The 19247-nt window shown below is 53.5% G+C and carries 12 protein-coding genes; 8 read left to right on the forward strand and 4 right to left on the reverse strand.

The window, feature by feature from the left end; genetic code table 11:
• The first annotated feature begins 162 nt into the window (after positions 1-162).
• From H7849_RS03920 to H7849_RS27300, 5 genes are all read left to right on the forward strand, one after another.
• Entirely contained in the window at positions 163-1653 is a 1491-nt protein-coding gene (locus tag H7849_RS03920) for an ATP-binding protein (RefSeq protein WP_186744305.1), read from the forward strand.
• A 12-nt stretch (positions 1654-1665) separates the two neighbouring features.
• Entirely contained in the window at positions 1666-2118 is a 453-nt protein-coding gene (locus H7849_RS03925) for a response regulator (RefSeq protein WP_186744306.1), read from the forward strand.
• A 73-nt stretch (positions 2119-2191) separates the two neighbouring features.
• On the forward strand, positions 2192-4030 hold the full coding sequence (locus H7849_RS03930) for a sigma 54-interacting transcriptional regulator (RefSeq protein ID WP_186744308.1): 1839 nt from the start codon (positions 2192-2194) through the stop codon (positions 4028-4030).
• Between the two features lie 146 nt (positions 4031-4176).
• The gene (locus H7849_RS03935) at positions 4177-4449 is read left to right on the forward strand and encodes a hypothetical protein (RefSeq protein ID WP_186744310.1); all 273 of its coding nucleotides are present in this window, start codon (positions 4177-4179) and stop codon (positions 4447-4449) included.
• 11 nt (positions 4450-4460) lie between these two features.
• Positions 4461-4997 (forward strand): sensor histidine kinase, encoded by a 537-nt coding sequence (locus tag H7849_RS27300; protein WP_186744312.1) that lies wholly within the window; start codon positions 4461-4463, stop codon positions 4995-4997.
• Between the two features lie 66 nt (positions 4998-5063).
• Here H7849_RS27300 and H7849_RS03945 read toward each other — a convergent pair whose 3' ends face one another.
• The 4 genes from H7849_RS03945 to H7849_RS03960 all read right to left on the reverse strand — a co-directional run bounded on the left by H7849_RS03945 (position 5064) and on the right by H7849_RS03960 (position 15143).
• On the reverse strand, positions 5064-8213 hold the full coding sequence (locus tag H7849_RS03945) for a sensor histidine kinase (RefSeq protein ID WP_186744314.1): 3150 nt from the start codon (positions 8211-8213) through the stop codon (positions 5064-5066).
• A complete protein-coding gene (locus tag H7849_RS03950) occupies positions 8188-9264 on the reverse strand; it encodes a LamG domain-containing protein (protein WP_251106593.1) in 1077 nt (358 codons plus the stop codon). Before H7849_RS03950 ends, H7849_RS03945 begins: the two co-directional genes overlap by 26 nt.
• A gap of 346 nt (positions 9265-9610) precedes the next feature.
• The gene (locus H7849_RS03955) at positions 9611-12898 is read right to left on the reverse strand and encodes a TonB-dependent receptor (protein ID WP_186744316.1); all 3288 of its coding nucleotides are present in this window, start codon (positions 12896-12898) and stop codon (positions 9611-9613) included.
• Between the two features lie 598 nt (positions 12899-13496).
• Complete coding sequence (locus H7849_RS03960; RefSeq protein ID WP_186744318.1) at positions 13497-15143, reverse strand: alpha-L-fucosidase; 1647 nt, start codon at positions 15141-15143, stop codon at positions 13497-13499.
• A gap of 191 nt (positions 15144-15334) precedes the next feature.
• On the opposite strand from H7849_RS03960, the gene chrA reads away from it, so the two are divergent.
• The 3 genes from chrA (at position 15335) to H7849_RS03975 (ending at position 19161) form a co-directional block, all read left to right on the forward strand.
• Positions 15335-16651 carry a chromate efflux transporter gene (chrA, locus tag H7849_RS03965; RefSeq protein ID WP_251106594.1) on the forward strand — a complete coding sequence of 439 codons (1317 nt, stop codon included), beginning with the start codon at positions 15335-15337 and terminating at the stop codon, positions 16649-16651.
• 75 nt (positions 16652-16726) lie between these two features.
• Positions 16727-17797: an oxidoreductase gene (locus H7849_RS03970; protein ID WP_186744320.1), complete on the forward strand. Its 1071-nt coding sequence runs from the start codon at positions 16727-16729 to the stop codon at positions 17795-17797.
• Positions 17798-17844: 47 nt separating this feature from the next.
• On the forward strand, positions 17845-19161 hold the full coding sequence (locus H7849_RS03975; RefSeq protein WP_222439761.1) for a lactonase family protein: 1317 nt from the start codon (positions 17845-17847) through the stop codon (positions 19159-19161).
• Positions 19162-19247 lie beyond the last annotated feature (86 nt).

A 19247-nucleotide genomic window follows, 5' to 3' on the forward strand; every position in this document is an offset into this window, starting at 1 on the left:
AATCCTGTTGATTCATGGTAGTCGGTCACGCACCAAGGAGACGCTCTGAGATGTTGGTTGATCGCATGGGTGATACGGCGATACCACTTTCGAGGATTGCCGAGTGCGTTATGATGGTTGGCTGACTGCGGGGATACGAGAGCAGCGCTCAGTGAGTCAACCATGACGCAAGAAAAGACCTTCTTGTCGCGCATCCCAACTGTGGTGCAACGCTACGGTCTTGCGATTTTGTCAGTCTGCATTGCACTGGGCCTATCCAATTTTTTGTACTACCGTCATTTCGAGGGAATAGAGTTCCCTCTCTTCCTGCTTGCGGTCGCTGCAACCACCTGGTATGCAGGTACAGGGCCTTCCGTTCTTTCGCTGGTGCTGGCAAGTTTAGCCTTCAACTATTACTTCACGCCGCCTCTTTACAGCTTCTATGTTTCGGTTACTGACATTCCGTACTATGTCATGTTCGTCATCTTTGCCTCATTGATCGCCTGGTTTAGTGCTATCCGCCGGCGTGTTGAGGTCAATCTTTTACGGTCTCGCGACGAACTTCAAAGGGAAGTGGCAATTCGCACCCAACAGGCTAACCTGCTCAATCTCGCCCATGATCCCATCTTTGTCCGCGATATGAACGGTGTGATTACTTATTGGAACCGCGGCGCCGCAGAGTTGTACGGATGGGAGGCCGAACAGGCAATCGGACGACGTACGGACGACCTCTTGCGAACTGTCTTTCCAGGACCGCTCGAAGAGGTTCAAGCTGAGTTGTTAGGAACAGGGCGTTGGGAGGGCGAGCTTGAGAAGAAGAAAGCCGATGGAACCGCAGTCTTGGTGGCGAGCCGATGGTCGTTGCAGCGAGGGGAGCACGAGAGCCCTATAGCGATTCTGCAAAGTGAAAATGACATTACCGAACGCAGGCGGCGCGAGGACGAAATCCGCAGTCTGAACTCGGAACTGGCGCGGCGCTCCACGGAACTTACGTCTATCAACAAGGAGCTGGAGGCCTTCGCATATTCGGTATCCCATGACTTACGTGCCCCCCTTCGCCACATGGTCGGCTATACAGAGTTGCTACAAAAGAATGCGTTCACAGCCATGGATGACAAGGGCCGCCGGTATATGACGATGATCCTTGAAGCGGCGAAGCGAATGGGCGTGCTGATTGATGATCTGTTGTCCTACTCGCGCATCGGACGGGTCGAGACGCGCGAGACAATGGTGAGCCTGGAACAGCTCATAAAAGAAGTTCAGGCCGAAGTATGGCAGGAAATGGAAGGACGGAACGTGACGTGGAAGGTTGGGCCGCTGCCGGAACTGTATGGGGACAGGTCGATGTTGAAACTCGTTTTTGTTAATCTCATCTCCAATGCCATCAAGTTCACCCGTAAATGCTCGCAGCCCGAAATTGAAGTTGGATATACCAACAAGCAGGCGGGCAGGGTAATCGTGTTTGTCAAAGACAATGGAGTCGGCTTTGACATGAAGTACGTTGACAAATTGTTCGGAGTGTTTCAACGTCTTCATCGGACGGATGAATTTGAAGGGACCGGGATCGGATTGGCGACAGTTCAGCGTATTATTCATCGTCACGGCGGCCAGGTCTGGGCAGAAGGACAGGTTGGAGCCGGTGCAAGTTTTTATCTTTCATTACCAAAGCCGTAGGAGCAGGAAATCATGACTGACATAGGCCGTATTTTGCTGGTGGAGGACGATCCGAAAGACGTGGAACTCACCATGACTGCGCTGGAGGAATATAACCTCAGCAATGAAGTAGTGGTTGCAAACGACGGCGAGGAAGCTTTGGATTACCTCTACTACCGGGGAAAATTCCAACGGCGTAGCGGTGACAATCCCGCGGTTCTGCTACTCGATTTGAAATTGCCAAAGGTTGATGGCCTGGAAGTGCTCGAGAAGATCAAATCGGATGAGAAGTTAAGAATGATTCCTGTAGTTGTGCTTACTTCTTCGCGGGAGGAACGCGATATGGTGGCCAGCTACAAACTCGGCGTGAACGCTTATGTTGTAAAGCCGGTAGATTTCCATGAGTTTGTGAATGCCATCAAGGAACTTGGCGTGTTTTGGGCGGTCATCAACGAGCCACCGCCCGGAAGCGTTAGAAAGAAATAAGACATCCAGTGTTGAAATCGATCACGTTTGCTTACAGCCTTGAAGTGATTGGAATCAGCTAGAGACCATACGATTGCGAATTCTCTATCTTGAAGACGAACCGAAGGACGCTGAGCTTGTTCAGGCAAGCATGGAAGTCGAAGATATTGTCTGCGACTTGACGCTGGTAGACACTGAAGCCGATTTCTTGCGATCTCTTAAACAGGGGGGTGGATTTGATCTTATTCTGGCGGACTACACACTCCCATCGTTCGATGGCATTTCTGCTCTAAAAATTGCGCAGGATATTTGTCCGGACGTTCCATTCATCTTTGTCTCTGGGACCCTGGTCGAAGAAGTTGGAATCGAGGCCCTTAAGCAGGGTGCAACAGATTATGTTTCTAAGACACGCCTGTCGAGGATTGCGCCCTCGGTGCGTCGGGCACTGCGTGAAGCAGATGAGCGATCCCAGCGCAAGGTGGCTGAGGAAGCGCTACAACGAAGCGAGGCCTATTTAGCGGAAGCCCAGAGACTCAGTCATACAGGTAGCTTTAGCTGGAAGGTGTTGAGCGGCGAGATTTATTGGTCCGAGGAGACATTTCGGATCTTCGGATTTGAGCAAGATGTTCGACCTTCGCTTGAACGAATACTGCAGCAAACTCATCCTGCAGACAGGGAACACCACCGCCTGGTTCTTGAATCTGCGGCCAAGGAAAAGAAGGATTTCGATTTTGAACATCGCCTGCTGATGGCTGATGCTTCTGTGAAGCACATCCACGTGGTAGGGCATAGGTCCAAGCAAACCGTATCGGGTGAGCTGGAATTCGTCGGGGCGGTGACGGACATTACAGAGCGCAAACGAACGGAGGCAGAGCTTCGGAATGCTCTTGATGAAATTGGGAAATTGCAGGAGCGGCTCTACAAAGAAAACATCGCGCTGCGAGAAGAAATCGATAAGACTTTCATGTTTGAGGAGATCGTGGGTGAGTCGCCAGCGTTGCGCACTGCCCTTGCCCAGGTCTCCAAAGTTGCCCCCACGGATGCCACCGTCCTGATCACTGGTGAAACCGGCACAGGGAAGGAGCTTTTCGCTCGTGCTATCCACAAACGATCCAAGCGCTCCTCGAGAGCTTTTGTGAATGTGAACTGTGCGGCGATCCCTACATCTTTGATTGCTTCTGAGTTGTTCGGCCACGAGAAGGGGGCGTTTACCGGGGCTCTGCAACGACGTCTCGGACGGTTTGAACTCGCTGAAGGTGGCACAATCTTTCTCGATGAAGTTGGCGAACTCCCACTGGAAACCCAGATTACTCTCCTTCGGGTTTTGCAAGAGCGGGAGTTTGAGCGAGTCGGAGGGACGCAGACAGTTCGTGCAGACGTGCGGGTGATCGCGGCAACCAATCGCAATTTACAGTCGGCTATCGCTTCCGGCGCTTTCAGGAGTGACCTGTTCTATCGCCTAAACGTATTTCCTTTGCAGATTCCTCCGCTTCGTGAAAGGGAAGAGGATATCCCTTTACTAGTTGAATATTTCATCGATCGATATGCGAGAAAGGCAAATAAGAAGATACGGACGATCGAGAAAAGGACGCTGGACCTTCTGCAATCCTATTCCTGGCCGGGTAATATCCGTGAACTGCAGAACGTTATCGAGCGGTCGATTGTCCTCTGCGAGACTGATACCTTTTCCATGGAGCAAGGCTGGCTTTGCCCGACATCATCATCCCAACTGGATCGGGACCTGCCGAACTACTCCCTTACGAGACATTCAGCGGAGGAGGAGCGGAAAATAATCGAAGCGGCCTTAGCCCAGACCCGAGGCCGAATCTCCGGTCCTGATGGGGCTGCGGCTCAGCTTGGAATGCCTGCTTCCACCCTGGAATCGAAAATCCGAGCTCTGAAAATCAACAAACATCAGTTCAAAACTGCCTGAACGCCCCCGTCTAACACTGGTCGCAAATTCACAAACTTCGCGAATTCGCGAACTTCGTGACCGTGTCGTTACGTGCAACATACCTATTTTCAAATAATTAGATCTGGCATCAAGATTGCTTGAATTAAGTCGAGTTTTGGAGAGTCATGCTGAAAATTCAGCGGTCATCGAACGGTGGCGTTGTGTTCGCACTAATTGGTCAGGTCGAGATCGAGCACGTGGCTGAGTTACAGCGACTCTTCAGTCTTGAAGACGCTAAAGATCGCATTGCTCTAGACCTGAAAGACGTGACCCTGGTTGATCGCAGCGCGGTGAAGTTTCTATCAGAGTGTGAAGCAGACAGCATAACGCTTAAGAGTTGCCCACCGTACATACGTGAGTGGATTGACCAAGAGAAGAAAAAAAGTACCCAAGAGTGAGGAGCAATATCATGCATTTCGAAGACGCATGCCAAGTTGATACAGAGTCGGCTTCTGGTTTTCAGGAAGATTTCAGTCAGGCCAAGGGAACCTCGAACCAGATTCGCACTACCGACGATTTGGGAACAGCATTCTCACGCATCGGGCAAGAGATACAAGTGGGATCTCAGGTTCGGTTTCGGATCGTATTGGAAGGGCGGACACGCCCCCTGCATCCAGTGGTCTATGATCACGCCTACACGATCGGACGCGAGGCTCTGCTCAATGCATTCCGTCACTCTGAGGCGACACGTGTTGACCTTCACCTTGAGCACACGCCGGCCAGGCTATGCATGACCATTCGGGACAATGGGAGGGGCATATCGGGTGACCAGCTGTGCACGGGTTGCAATGGTCTTTCCTGGATAAAAAATCTCGCGGAACGAATGGGTGGAAGACTCAAGTTGCTCAGCCGCGCTAAGGCTGGAACTGAAGTCCTATTATCAATACCCGGTCACTTAGCCTTTGCCGCAGAGATAACGGTTCGTCGGAAATTGGCGGCTGCCTGAGGAGAACTTAAACCCTTTCGCTGCCTAAAGAAGTCGCAACTCTTGAGGCACGGCTTCGAGAGTGCTTTATGATTCGCGATTCCGGAGGAAACGGCTGACGCCGTTGAGCCATTTGCGCGGGGCGCGTGGATTTTCTTCAAAGGCAATGTTGCCAGGAATGTTGAGTTCTACCTCCGTTCCAGCGTCATGGCGGCTCATGACCTTGAATTTCGCGCCAATCCTCCCTGCTCGTTCCCGCATGCCTACCAGGCCCCAGTGCCCGTCGCGCCCTGCGCCGACAACTTTAGGGTCGATTCCACGGCCATCATCACGGATTACCATTCGCAAGTGATCCGCGGAGTAATCGAGCAGTACCTCAATTTTCCTGGCCTGAGCATGCCGGAAGGCGTTTACTAAGGCCTCCCGGCCAATGCTGTAAACGTCGTCACGGATGACGGACCGCAACGGGATCGATCGTCCATCTACGGCCACATGAAAATCAACCCCATCTTGTATACCCAGCTGCTGCGGAATGAGTGAAAGGGAAGTGCTGAGATCACGCGGGTTGTCGATGGACGATCGCAGTCCGCGAACCGCGCCGCGGCCTTCTTCGATGAGAGGTCCCATCAATTGCATAATCCGGCTCATTGTCGTCCGTGCAGGTGACTCCTGCGGCAATTGATCCATTGCCACATGAAGTTGCATCGAGACACTGAGCAGGCCTTGCAGAAGGGTGTCATGTAAATCCTGAGCGATGCGTGTTCGTTCAGCTAGTCGCTCTTCATAGCGCACATTGAACAGCCGCGCTAACTGGCGCATCCGCAGCGAGTACACCAGTAACGCTGCCAGCCCTGAGCAGAGTACACAGGACAATCGAAACCACCATCTTTCCCAAATGGTCGGCTCAATTTCGAAACCGACCGTCATATCCGAGCCATTCCAGAGGCCGTCGCTGTTGGAAGCCATCACGTGAAATCGGTATGGATGTGCGCCGAGATTGCCGTACGTTGCTTCCCGATTCGTGGTTGGTTCACTCCATCCGTGATCGAAACCTTCGAGCCAGTAGCGATACCGGACTCGTTCAGAATTGGCCAAACTCAGTCCTACATATCGAAATGTCGCTCTCTGCGTGTTAGGCGGAAAGCGTATGTTTCCTCCGGTGTCGATCGGATTGCCATCCGCAAAAATTGCCTCGATATGGACGAGAGCCGGAGCGGAATCGACACTCGCGCGTGCAGGGTTCGCCACAGAAATACCGCGGTTTGTAGACAGCCAAATATTTCCTTGCGGATCTGTGGCAATCGACCTGCTTCGCTTTACGCCTTCCGTGCCCAACAATCCATCTTCTAGTCCATATCCCCGGACGTCTGTTTTGTTCAGAGTAGCTTGTATCAGACTGCTGCGTTTGACTCGCAACACGTGACTGGCAGTTGTTATCCAAAGCCATCCGTTTCTATCTTCTGCCATTCCGAATACGGGCTCTTGCAGAGATTCTGGAACGCCTCGAGGCACCTTGATTTGATCGCCAGCAAGGAAGGCGAGGCCGGCGGCGGTTCCGATCCACAAGACGTCATTCGAATCACGTAGGAGACAGTTCACATCTGAAGAAGGCAAACCGTCGTGATCCGTGTAGGTCTTCCAGCCTGCGGCTGTCTTAGCACTGAGTCCCTTCGGCGTGCCAAACCACATTGTTCCTTCGCCGCCCTCTTCAATCGAGGACACCGTGTCGGATGCCAAACCGTTCGCAACTGTATAGGTCGTGAAATGTCCGTCCCGTAATTCGCTAACGCCGCCACTTAGCGTTCCTGACCATATTGTGCCGTCCTGATTCTCATGCACGGCATAGACGCTGTCTTGAGCAAGGCCATCCGCCTTCGTATAGGTTTTCGTAGATAACGAACCATGGTTATAGAGAAGATGCGTTAGTCCGCCTCGCTGTCGACCAATCCACAAGTCGCCCTTCCGGCCTGCGAGGGAATAGACTACATCCTTACTCAAGCCCTCGTTGGACACACTTTCGGTCTTTCCATCCTTCAGCCAGTGCAGTCCGCCTTCGAAGGGGGCAAACCATGTCCGTCCTTCTTGGTCGACGTAGATGGGGCCAGCACCCGCTGACTGTTTTTCCCCTACCGAATAACTAACGAATGCGCTGTCGCGCAGACGCTCAATGTCGCCTGATCTTCCTACCCAGAGGTTCCCCTCTCTATCTTCAAACAAGGCGGTAACTGGCGCGTCGATCCCGCGGCCATCTTTGTACCGCGAAACTTCATCTCCGTTGACTCGGAATAGTCCTTCCGAGGTCCCCAGCCAGATGTTTGCGTCACGATCGCGGATCATGGCGAATACCGTGGAGTGACGGATTGAGGAGGGAACTCCGGTCTGCGTGAGGTTCGCCCCATTCGACTGGAAAACACCTTTCTCGGTTCCGATCCACAACTCCCCATTCTCCAAAGGCAACAAGCAGGTAATCTTGGGGCTGAGCCGTTCACTCCCTACGGCCGAAACCTGGCCGCCGCGCATAGTGAACAGTCCCTTATCCTGCGTCCCCAGCCAGATCTGCCCATCTGCATTTTCAGCGATAGATATGACCGCGGAGTTAGGTTGTGTCACATGATGAGTAGCGAGACTGGTAGCCCAACTGAAACGGCTGGAAAGTTCGTCCCCCGGAGGGATAGTGTTGGTCGCTAAAGGCGCCTGCTTTGGGGTTGGTGACCGAACGATCTCGAATCTTCCGTCGTATGAGAGCGGGCCGTAGGTTAGCGACGAGAGTAAAACTGAGCCATTCTGCTTCTTGCCGATAGCGGTGATTCCATATTCGGCCTGGTCCCGGCCCAACTCAAACTTTCCGTCATGGAGCCGCAACACTCTGGTGCTTTGCAGCAAGACCCACAGATCTCCCGCAGCGTCCGTTACGAGTCCCTGAACCGAGCCAATAGGAAACGACTCTGGTGTCGCTTGCTGGAATACGCGAAAGTTAAGGCCATCGAAGCGAATCAGGCCCTTATCTGTGCCGATCCAAAGATAACCATCACGAGTTTGCGCAATCGCAGATATCTTCCCGCCGGGGAAGTCTCTCTTTTCCCCCCACTCGTCGTGAGAGTACTGCGAGATCGTCCGGTGCGGATCCAGTGCGTGTGCCGGCGTACCAGCACACAACACGAGGAGTGTGGCGATGGCCCACCCAAAGAGCCTATGCTTGCCAAGGCGAACATCACGGTAGGTACTCGAACTTTTCAATGACGAGCTCACTGCCTTTTTCGGCCGGATACTTATCGCTTGCAACCACATACAGCATAAACTCAAGCAACTCCTGGCCGGGAGAAGGAACTCCGGATGTAAAGACATGCTCGTATACAACAGGCGCCGATGCTTGCGTGGAAGAACCGCGAACCGTCTTGAAGCTCGCCCGCCCAGGTTCCCACAGCAGCGTATGAGTCAATGTTCCCGAAGGGGCGGTAAATTGCGCTACATTTCCAGGCACATAAAAAGGCTGGATGCCATACTGGGCGTTGTACTTGCTCGTTGCATCACCCCAACGACCGAGTTCAATATCCATTTCGCGGTAATGCTGGTCTCCTCCTGAGGGATCGAAAGTGTGCATACTCATGACGGCGGCGGTTTCCAAGTGGGACGTATCGCGTACTACGAAGCGGTACGTTCCATAGCCCAGACTGCGCGTCAGAATAAGGTGTGCGCAGGTCCATTTGCCGGATTTCTTCATAATCCGCAGATGCAGGGCCCCTTGTGCATCAGACCAAACGTTATCGGCGTCATACAGATTGTTCAGGCCGCCTCTGACCGCCTGAGACGTTTGAATGTTCCAGTCGTATCCGCTGAAGTGGAGCGGCACGGTCGGCAATAGTGCCAGGGAGCCGATGCCCTTGACGATCTTTACCAGGGCCACAGAACCACCTTGGATGGGCTGCAGGTCCAGAGTTGGCGATGGATGATAGCCGGGATCCACCAACAGCGCGGCATACTCAAATCCGAGATGAGTTTCGGTGCTCCAAGTTGAGTCCGATTGAATTGGGATAAAGGGATGGTCAGGCCACGGTTGAACCCACCACGGTCCGCTGTGTGCATAGATGACGATCTGCTGTCCCGGACGCGCGCCACTGACGCGGCCCGCAATGGTATCGACTCTTTCACGGCCACCTTGAGCCGCAGGCGGAATCTTGGAGAACTCAATCGCAGGCCCAGTCTCAACTTGGCGCGATGGGCAACCAGTCAGCACAATGCAGATCGCAAGGAGTGCCTCGGTCGACACCACCCAACGTCTTTGATTCATACTGCCCTCCCACAGCCAAGTTCTCGAACCACGATCAAGCCAATCTTCTCCAACAGCAAGGCCGCGCTTAGACGAGATCCAACTTTCGCGCAAAGACGTTCAATTCATTAAAGATCCTGATACACGCTGTGTGGTTGATATTTTTCTCTCGTAGCCAGTCCTTGGCACAGTTCTACACCAGTGTGAGAGGAAACATAGACCTGCAGGTAGATTGGAGTAAGTGAAGTCTTGGAGGCAAGCCGTAGAAGGTTGACTCTACTCGGTCTCGGTCATGAGGGAGGGCGGCAGAATCAACCGGTAACGAGGAGTTTCCGGCCTGCCCTGGAATGAGCAGGCCGGTTTCATCTCAAAAGATGATCTTTGCTCCAAGCTGCGTGTTGAATGGTTCACCGGGGCCGATTCCTGGAGCCCCGTTGTAGTCACCAATTGTGTCAGAGACTATGCCGAGGCCCGAACCAACGGTATTGGAAGGCGGAGCAAAGTTCTTTCGGTTGAAGAGATTGAAGGTCTCGACACGAATCTGCACCTTGACCCGTTCGCCGATGCTCCCCGTCTTGAATACGGAGAAGTCAACATCCTCGAATCCGGGACCAAAGAGCTGGTTCCGCCTGGACGTGCCGACAAATGTTCCTGAAGGCCCGTCTGTGAATGCGTTCGGGTTGATCCAGGTGACCTGCTTGTTGGCGAACGAATGACTCACACCTGCGTACGGATCGGAGATGACCTGTGTGGCACGCTGGAATCCTTCGCCTGTTCCCGAGTTGTCACTAGAACTGTACACGGTGAATGGTGTCCCACCGTGAAGTGAGATAAGGCTATTCAGCTGCCATCCATGCGTCAACCAATGCGGCCCGGTGGATGAACCCGGTACCTCATAGGTCACATATGTACTGAACGTATTTCTGACGTCATAGTCGCTGTTGCCGTAATCACCCCTAATGTTCGTGCTGTCTTGCGGAAGGACGTTGCGCCATTGCGTCCCTTCATCCAGGCTGTGGCTCCACGTGTAGGATGCCTGGGTGCTGAGTCCATGCCAGCTCTGGATGCGCAATACCGCCTGCAGTGAGTTGTAATTTGAGTCGCCAACGCTGGCTGCTTCGTTGATGGCTCCATAAACCGGGAACGCAGCAGCATAGGGACGGCTGATTTGTTGTGTGTAAGGGTCTACGTTCGATCCCGCAGCGTTGAGAGCCGGTTGATTGATGTCGCGCAGCAGGATCAGCTTTCTGCCGGTGGCACCGACATAGCCGAGTTGTGCAACCACCTTCGAACCAAAGCCTTTCTGGATGTTCAGGCTGTAGTTCACGTCGTGCGGGTTGCGAAGATTCTGGTTGACGGAAAAAAGCCCGCAAGGGCTGACGTTGCTTGGCGTAACCACGCACCCAGTCGCGGGATCTGCTGCGATCGGCGCCAGCAATTGACCGGGCACGTATGGTATTTGTGTTTGTGCGAATGGACTCGAAAGCGTCAGGACGGGGCTCGGTCCGGCTGGATTTCCCTGAAGGCCAACGGCACCGCCATTGCCGGGGTTTTGCGATAGGAAGATGTTCAGGTTTGGCGTATCGAAGAAGAGCCCGACGCCACCGCGAATCACGATATTGCTGGGTTCTGTCGGCTGCCATGCGAACCCAACGCGCGGGCTGACACTGGTATAAATCGCCGGGTAGACCGAGCCGATCCCCGCTCCCTGAAAGACGATGCCGCCCTTGCTGGGAACGAATACCGATAGATCCTTATTGCCATTATGCAAAGGACCTTCGTAATCGTAGCGGATGCCGTAGTTCAGGTTTAGCCTGTGCGAAAGCTGCCAAGCGTCCTGACCGAAGAGGGAGAAGGTGTTAACAAATACCTGCCGCTCTGGATCTCCACGAGCGATGGTGCCTTTATACAAATAGCCGCCGAGAAAATCGGCAAGGATGAGTGTATTGGGATCTGCGTTCAGGTCGCTTGGGGTGGGATTGGTAGCCCACGGTCCCTGCGTTCCGGAAAAGGTAAACGAGCCACGCTCATCTGTGTGATAGAACTCATCGAGCTGTACCTGGCGGAATTCTCCACCAAAGCGGAACTGATGTGCTCCGACTGTCCACGAAAGTGCGTCCGTTAGATGTCCTGTGATATCGTTGCGGCCGAGCGGAGGAGTGACACCGATTTCTCCCAGCTGAGACGAGGGCGTCGAGGACGCGCCGAGTCTGATATTCGGAGCACCAAAGATAGGCGCGCCAGTATTGAAGCCGAGTGAGATCGGGTCGAAGTCAGTATTGAGATCGAGGAAGACCTGGTTGAAATAATTTACGCCGACCAGGACCTGGTTGGTGATCGAAGGCGACAATTGAGAGTTCACAACGATCGCGTAGTTCTGAATGTGTGTGGGCGCAGTCTGGTAATACCAGAGCAGGTCCGAGCCAGCTGGAGCTGCAGAGTTTCCTTCGCCCGAAAACCAGTGGAATGAAAGGCTGTTGTGATCGTTGATATTGTAGTCGAGCTTGAACAGGCCGTTGTAGCTGTAGCCATTTTCAGGGTCAGAGCTGGCATAGTTGTTGGGAGCTGCCGGGCCAGTCAGCGCACTTGCCGGCCACATGGTGTTCAGCAAGTTTTGCGTTGCGCTATTGATGGGTACATTGTGTTCGGTGAGCAGAGCTTCAGCCAGTGCCTGATAAGCGGTGGATGGCTGGGTGGACCGGCCTGAGAGTCCGATTACAAAATCCTGCTTCTCAAAGGCGCCAAAGAAAAATAGCTTGTCGCGAAGAATGGGCCCGCCAACGGAGCCGCCGACATTGTAGTTACGGACCTTTTGCTTAGTGTCTTGAAACGGAGAGCCCGCTCCAAAAAATTCATTTCTATTGAAGTAGTAGGCCGTACCGTGAAACAGGTTGGTGCCAGATTTAAGGCCCAGATTGACAGTGCCACCTGGGTTGCGTCCCGCTTCAGGAGCGGATTGCGTCTGGACAGAAAAGGACTCGATCGCGTCGATCGGCAGGATGACGCCGGCAATACCCGACACACCGCTCTGGTTTACGGCAGGAATGTTGTGCCAGGCGTCGTTGTTATCTACGCCATCAATCTGCCAGTTGATCTGATTGGCGCGCGTGCCGTTCAGCGATCCGTCCGTGCCGTTTGCTGAATAGCCGGCAAATCCAGGCGTGAGGGCGATGAGTTGGGTGAAGTCTCTGGCGTTCAGCGGAACATCCTGCATCGATCTTGCTGCGATGGTGCTGGTCTGCGTGGGTGAGGTCGTTTCCAGCGCCAGCGCAGAAGCCATTACCTCCACTGTTGTGTTGGCTGATGCGGGCGAAACTTTTACCGGAAGGTTATAAACAGCTCCTGCCGATACGGGAACGTTGGTTGTCTTGACAGTTTGAAAACCTACTGCGGAGACAGTAATGGTGTAGCTGCCAAGCGGTATGTCCTCAAAAGTAAATTCACCTGCGCTGGAAGATACGGTTTGATGCAGCTGTCTAGTGTCATTATTGACGGCCTGTACATTGGCGCCGGAAACCGCTGCCCCAGAACTGTCCGTCACGATGCCATTGATTCCACCACGAAATGTTTGAGCGTTGCCCGGTAGTATCCACAGCGCCCATGCGGCCATAATGATGGCAAGGCACTGCAGCCATCGCGTCATTCGGATTAGCATTTGACCTCCAGTAAAGATCGTTCTAAGTAAAAATAAAGATTCACTCGTCCATCCTGAGCGATATAGGCTCGCTCTAGATGATCTGGTTCAGGGAATTCCTCGGAAGAAACTAGAACATACAAGAAGCTGTGATTCGGAAACGATGAAGGCGCTTCCCAGCGTGATGTGTCTCGTTCTGGGCAGAACGAAGATAGGGAATTACTGAGACTTCGATGTACGAGAAATCGGGCATCTTGTTCCAATACCTTATGAAAGAGTCAAGAACAAACGGTGCGATCAGCAACAAAGGTACGCGTTGCCACGATTTAGGACAGCGGAGTTTCCAGATTTCATTTACAAAAATGAAATATTGCCCCTTACAGTATCGTAGTCCGCTCGTTTACGCAATAAAAAGTCGATCCAATCGTGCCATACTCACGCCGATGCCCCTGCGTTGCGATTCTGGAGGCAGGTGTTAAAGATCGTCTTGAGATTGAGCACAGGAGGGATTAGTCATTGCTGCGATGGCGCATACGACCAGGAACATTGCGAGGTTGTATCTCATCTGAAATCTATCCTGAAATTGCTGACGATACTTTCAGCACAAGGCCGATGAAAGTCAGCGCTTCATCGTGATCTCCGAACCGTAAAGTGGCAGAAGCGGATGACGAACGACTGCCCGAAACTCGTAAGCGCCTTTTGGATCCAGCCCTTCCACTTGCGCCTTAAATGGACCGGGTTTCGAGATGGTCTGTGCAGGCGTCGCAATCCATGCGGATGAACGAGAATTGACATCTTCACCCAGGATCGGCCGGTATTCGAAACCAACTTCCAGCGAAGATCTGTCGCCCATGTCGAGCACCTCGCCTTCAAGTATTTCCTGCTGACCAGACAGCTCCGGAGTCGATGCGTTGGTCTGCACACGCGGCGGTGTAAGAGCCGGCTGAATATTCGTGATTTTGAGAACAGCCGGATTGGGCCAGCGGAAATTGTCTTGCAGACGCTGTGCCTGCATTACCCGTACGTGAAGGCCATCGTTCTCCTGATGCCAATTCGACTTGGGCGTTATCTCGGGGTGGTATTCCACGACCTCATCGTTCTGGCCCAAGACGCTTACCTCTGTTTTATCGGTCGCACGAACCGAGTGAAGTGTGAACTCTCTCCATGTCGCGCGAGGCCATGGAGTGTCGGATTCGACGATAGCGTAGAGTGCGCTGTTGTCTTTCTTTTTGGTAAACCAGATATCGCCTTCGTTCGTGATGACCCAGGGACGCACTGCATAAATCGCATCCGAATTGACGAACATCCAGAGCGCGATTTCACGCAAACGTTCTTCCTCCTCGATGGGAAGTTCACCATTCGGCTTGGGTCCCACGTTCAGCAGAAAGTTCCCGCCCTTCGCGCGCGTCTGTATTAACAGCCGGATTAATTCACCTCCTGATTTGTAATGTTCATTTTGAGGCTGATACTGCCATGCTGTACCCATGGTCATGCATGTTTCCCATGCTCCCGGCAGCGGCATGCCCGGGACGGTAAGTTCGGGCGTCTTGATAGCTCCCCGCGTCACGACAATGTCAGGATCCAGCTTCCATGCCAGGTCGCGGAGACCAACAGCCTCGCCGTCAAGAAAAAGCGCGTCGATCTTGCCATAGTGCGTCAGCAACTCCTGGAGTTGGGCTTGGTCATATTGCATAAGCCCGGGATTGTTGCGCGGCTGAACATCCGGGACGGAGCGCTCGATTGTCTTACCGTTCTGATGCAGCCACCAGAAGTCATCCGGTGAATAATAGACGCCTGCAGCTATCCCCTGCGCACGAAAGGCGTCAAAGATTTCCTTCGCTATATCGCGATGGAAGGGCGTATTCATAATGCCGAATGGTGTCGTTCTTGTATCGAACATGGCAAAACCCGAATGATGTTTCGTGGTGAACATCACATACCGCACCCCGGCCAGATGTGCGAGACGCGCCCAATCCACTGGATTAAACCGATCGGGATCGAAGGATTTTGGCAAGTCGTTAAAGAAGCGATTCGTGTATTCCGGCGATGCGCCTACGAGCGAGTGACTGATGACGACACCAAGCTGACTGTCAACGCTCCAATGAATAAACAGTCCGAAACCCTGGTCCCGAAACCATTCCAGCCTCTCCTGTTTGTTCAATGAACCTTGTTCCGGATCATCTGCGCCTGCTGAAACCGACAGATTGGTGATCAAAAACATGAGACATAAGCAAAACGGATAGAAGAGAGAACGGATTCTTGGCATTGATATCACGCTCCTGCACTAGGGTTCCTTCCAAGCAGTTTTTCCACTGATAACCATAAATGAAATCGTTACTTCATGAATGAAATGGGTGTTCAACTCCGTGACGTCAGACCGACCCATTGTTCTCACCATGGCGGCGCTCCGTTAATCCTTGAAAAGTTCGCACGACAATATGACGTTATAATGTCATAGTGAATATAGAACAAATCGCCACCCATGAAAAATTATCCACCGCGCCACGCTTCTCAGAAGCGGCGCGGTTTTGGTTTCGGCTGGGCCTGATCAGTTTCGGCGGGACGGCAGCACACATCGCCATCATGCACGACGATCTCGTGGAACGTAGAAGGTGGATCGACAACGAGGATTTCTTTCATGCGCTGGGACATTGCATGATTCTTCCAGGCCCGGAAGCACAGCAACTTGCCATCTATCTCGGCTGGAGACTGAACGGAATAAAAGGGGGCATAGTCGCGGGCGCATTATTTGTTCTTCCATCCATGTTTGTGCTGCTGGCTCTGAGCATCGTGTATGCCCGGTTTGGCAGTCTGCCCTGGATCGCTGCCATGTTCAGCGGCCTGAGGCCTGCGGTACTGGCTCTTGTCCTGCTCGCCTTGATTCGGCTCGCGAGGGGTTCCCTGATTGAGCCGTTGCAGTGGGCCGTTGCAGGTGGGGCCTTCATAGCAATGTGCTGGCTGCATATTTCGATCCCCTTCGTGATGGCCGCAGCCATTGCCCTGGGATTCATTCTATCGAGGTACCGTCGCGATTCTGGGCCACCCTCGTTGCCGGGCCGCGAAGCGTCGAACGTGAACCCAGCTGTGCGAAAGCAGCATCTCGTATCGTTTGCAAAGATCACCGCAGCTGGACTGGGAATATGGCTCGCACCATTCCTTGCACTCTCGTTGTTCGCGCGAGACTTTCCCTTTTGGGACCAACTCGGTCTGTTCTTTACGCGCAGCGCTTTCGTTACAGTTGGAGGTTCGTACACGGTCATCCCCTACGTAGCTCACGCGGCGGTATCCAAGTATCACTGGCTGAGTGAATCTCAGATGCTCGATGGTTTTGCTCTTGCGGAGACTACGCCGGGTCCGCTCATTATTGTCGTGGCCTTCGTCGGATTCATGGCTGGCTTTCGCCACTTCCATGGTTCGATCATCATGGGTATCGTGGCCCTTCTCCTGACGACTCTCTACACCTTTCTGCCATGTTTTCTCTTCGTATTCGCCGGTGTCCCTTTTATCGACTGGACGCAAAACAACCGGAGTATGAAAGCTGTGCTGAGTCTTGTTATCGCGGTCGTGTTTGCCGCCATGGTTGATCTCGCCTTGTTTCTTGCTCGTGGCGTTCTTTTTCCCGCCGGGACATGCAGCTTCGCAAAAGTCGATTGGATCGCGGTCGCGGCAGTTGGACTGTCGCTCTTTCTCCTTGGAATGCTCAAGACAAAGGTCGGTGCTGTGATCGTATTAAGCCTGGCATTCGGAATCGCACGCTGGCTGATTCGCCTATAGTTCTTCGATGGGTTATCGGCATTTCTGGAGCGTCTGATGTACTACAGAGCGAGGCGGACAGCTTACTCTGAATGTATGACCGAAAATGAGAAGACGATTCGCGTTGGGTTAATTGGCTACGGTTTTGCCGGGAAGACTTTCCATGCTCCACTGATCCAGTCAGTGCCCGGGCTGGCGCTGACCGTAATCGGGTCGAGTAAACGAGAGATCCTGAAGGCAGAGTATCCTGATGTCCTCGTTTGTTCCGCCGACGAAGTGCCTACCCATCCGAATGTCGATCTGGTCGTGATTGCCAGCCCCAATGAAAGCCATTTTCCTCTCGCGGCCGCCGCTCTACGCGCAGGAAAGGATGTCGTCGTCGATAAACCCTTTACCGTGACCCTTGCAGAAGCTCGTTCACTCGCAGAAATTTCAGAGAAACACAACAGAATTCTGTCTGTCTTTCATAATCGGAGATGGGACAGCGAGATTCTTGCGACAAAGGCAATTTTAGAAACAGGTGTGCTCGGCGAAATATCTCACTATGAGTCACACATCGATCGTTTTCGCCCGCTCGTGCGTCAACGCTGGCGGGAGGATCCCGGTCCAGGCGCAGGGTTGTGGTTCGATCTTGGACCTCACCTCGTCGATCAGGCACTGCTTCTCTTTGGGCTTCCGCATGCAGTGAATGCCAGCTTTGGAATCCTACGCAAGGGAGGAAGGACGGATGACTGGGCCCACGTACAGCTTATCTACGATCACATGCGGGTCGTCCTGCATGCCTCGTTGCTGGCGTCGGGCGGCGTTCCGCGCTCTGTGCTTCACGGCACCCGGGGGAGTTGGGCTAAGTTCGGCGCTGATGTGCAGGAGCGGCAGTTGATGAACGGCATGCTCCCTGACGATCCGGCATTCGGTCATGACCCCAGTCCCAGCATCGTGTACGACAGTGCAACTGGCACGCAAACGAAAGTACCGTCGCCAACGGGCAACCAGCGAGGATACTACTCCGGCATCAGAGACTCCATTCTTGGCAAATGCCCGGTTCCCGTTCCTGTAAAGGATGCTGTCGCTGGCATGGCCATTCTGGAGACGTCCTTTGAGTCGGGAGCCCGCGGTCAAGTGCTGCCCGTTCCGCTGACTTCAGACGAACGCTCGGAATGGAAATAGCCTAATCTGCTGTTACCAGTTTGATCGCCTGCACGCATTGAGATTTCATGCCTGATTTCCTGGCTACGGCTGGATGCCACAGTCGATCGCTGGAACACTGGATTATTACAACGACCTCGGAGCCGATTGATCTTATGGGAAATGCAAATCGTAGCGGGATCTGGTCACGCCGGAACTTCATCAAGGCGGCAGCTCCTGTTGTACTCGGGCATGTTAGTTCAAAACGAGGATTGGCGGCGGTCGCGGAGAATAGCAGAGTGATCGCCTACGTGGGTTCCTACACGAGTGCGGTCGATGGCGGAGCCAATGGCGAGGGAATCTATCGTTTCGACATGGACGCCCACACGGGTGCATTTACCCAGCGGAAACTGGTCGCCAAAGTGCCTAATCCTTCATGGATCGTGATTCATCCTTCAAAGAAATATCTCTACACAGTTAATGAAATCGTCCATCAGGAAAGCGGCTCGGTGAGCGCATTTGAGATTGAACCAACAACCGGCGATTTGACACCTTTGAACGTGGTCAGTTCCGAGGGCAGCGGACCGGCGCACATGAGCCTGGATGCTTCGGGCAAGTACGCTTTTGTAGCAAATTACGCGGGCGGCACGATTGCGGTGCTTCCGATTGTGGAGGGAGGGAGATTGGGAGCAGCCATTGATGTTCACCGCGATCTCGGGTCGGTGGGCGCGAAGTCCGCAACCAATGCACCTCCGGGAAGCTTTGCGATCAGCGGCCATGATGCTCCTCACGCGCACATGATCGCGCCTGATCCCGGCAATCGGTTTGTTCTTTCTGTCGATCTGGGACAGGACAGGATCTATGTGTATCGCTTCGATAGCAACAGCGGAAAACTGAGTCCATCGGAGGCCGAGCCTTTTGTTTCCTTTCCATCGGGAAATGGGCCGCGTCATTTTGTCTTCCATCCGAATGGCCGCTGGATATATGTGCTCGGCGAAGAGTCGTCCACGATTGCGTTCTTCCATTACGACTCTGCGCGCGGGACGCTGACTCTACAACAAACCATTTCGTCGTTGCCGGAGCGGTTTGCAGGGACGAACTTCACCTCTGAAGTGGTCATCTCGCCGGATGGCCGGTTCCTCTATGCTGCCAATCGACTGCATGACACGATCGCGATTTGTGCCATCGATAGCAGCGGCAGGCTCACGCTCATTGGTGAAGTCTCGACGATGGGAGACTATCCTCGGCACTGCACCTTTGATCCGCGCGGCGACTTTTTCTATGTGTGTAATCAGCGCAGCGATAGCATCACCTGTTTTCAGGTTCAGCGTCAGACGGGATCACTTTCGTTCACGGGTCTATATACAGCCGTTGGAAGTCCGTCGATCGTGGCTTTTCTCTCGTGAATGGTGCTGGGCTTCCTCGCGCGATGCGCTCACCGTGCGGCGGACCCTGCCCCACAAGTCGAGTTCATACGGGAGATCGAACGGCA

It is taken from the genome of Alloacidobacterium dinghuense (assembly GCF_014274465.1).
In the GTDB taxonomy this organism is placed as follows: Bacteria; Acidobacteriota; Terriglobia; order Terriglobales; family Acidobacteriaceae; genus Alloacidobacterium; species Alloacidobacterium dinghuense.

What these genes read in the sequence shown, in the direction of transcription:
- H7849_RS03950 (WP_251106593.1), bottom strand. Translation starts at nt 9,264, where the DNA reads ATGAATCAAAGACGTTGGGTGGTGTCGACCGAGGCACTCCTTGCGATC.
- H7849_RS03920 (WP_186744305.1), top strand. Translation starts at nt 163, where the DNA reads ATGACGCAAGAAAAGACCTTCTTGTCGCGCATCCCAACTGTGGTGCAA.
- H7849_RS03970 (WP_186744320.1), top strand. Translation starts at nt 16,727, where the DNA reads ATGACCGAAAATGAGAAGACGATTCGCGTTGGGTTAATTGGCTACGGT.
- H7849_RS03975 (WP_222439761.1), top strand. Translation starts at nt 17,845, where the DNA reads ATGCCTGATTTCCTGGCTACGGCTGGATGCCACAGTCGATCGCTGGAA.
- H7849_RS03955 (WP_186744316.1), bottom strand. Translation starts at nt 12,898, where the DNA reads ATGCTAATCCGAATGACGCGATGGCTGCAGTGCCTTGCCATCATTATG.
- H7849_RS03925 (WP_186744306.1), top strand. Translation starts at nt 1,666, where the DNA reads ATGACTGACATAGGCCGTATTTTGCTGGTGGAGGACGATCCGAAAGAC.
- H7849_RS03960 (WP_186744318.1), bottom strand. Translation starts at nt 15,143, where the DNA reads ATGCCAAGAATCCGTTCTCTCTTCTATCCGTTTTGCTTATGTCTCATG.
- H7849_RS27300 (WP_186744312.1), top strand. Translation starts at nt 4,461, where the DNA reads ATGCATTTCGAAGACGCATGCCAAGTTGATACAGAGTCGGCTTCTGGT.
- H7849_RS03935 (WP_186744310.1), top strand. Translation starts at nt 4,177, where the DNA reads ATGCTGAAAATTCAGCGGTCATCGAACGGTGGCGTTGTGTTCGCACTA.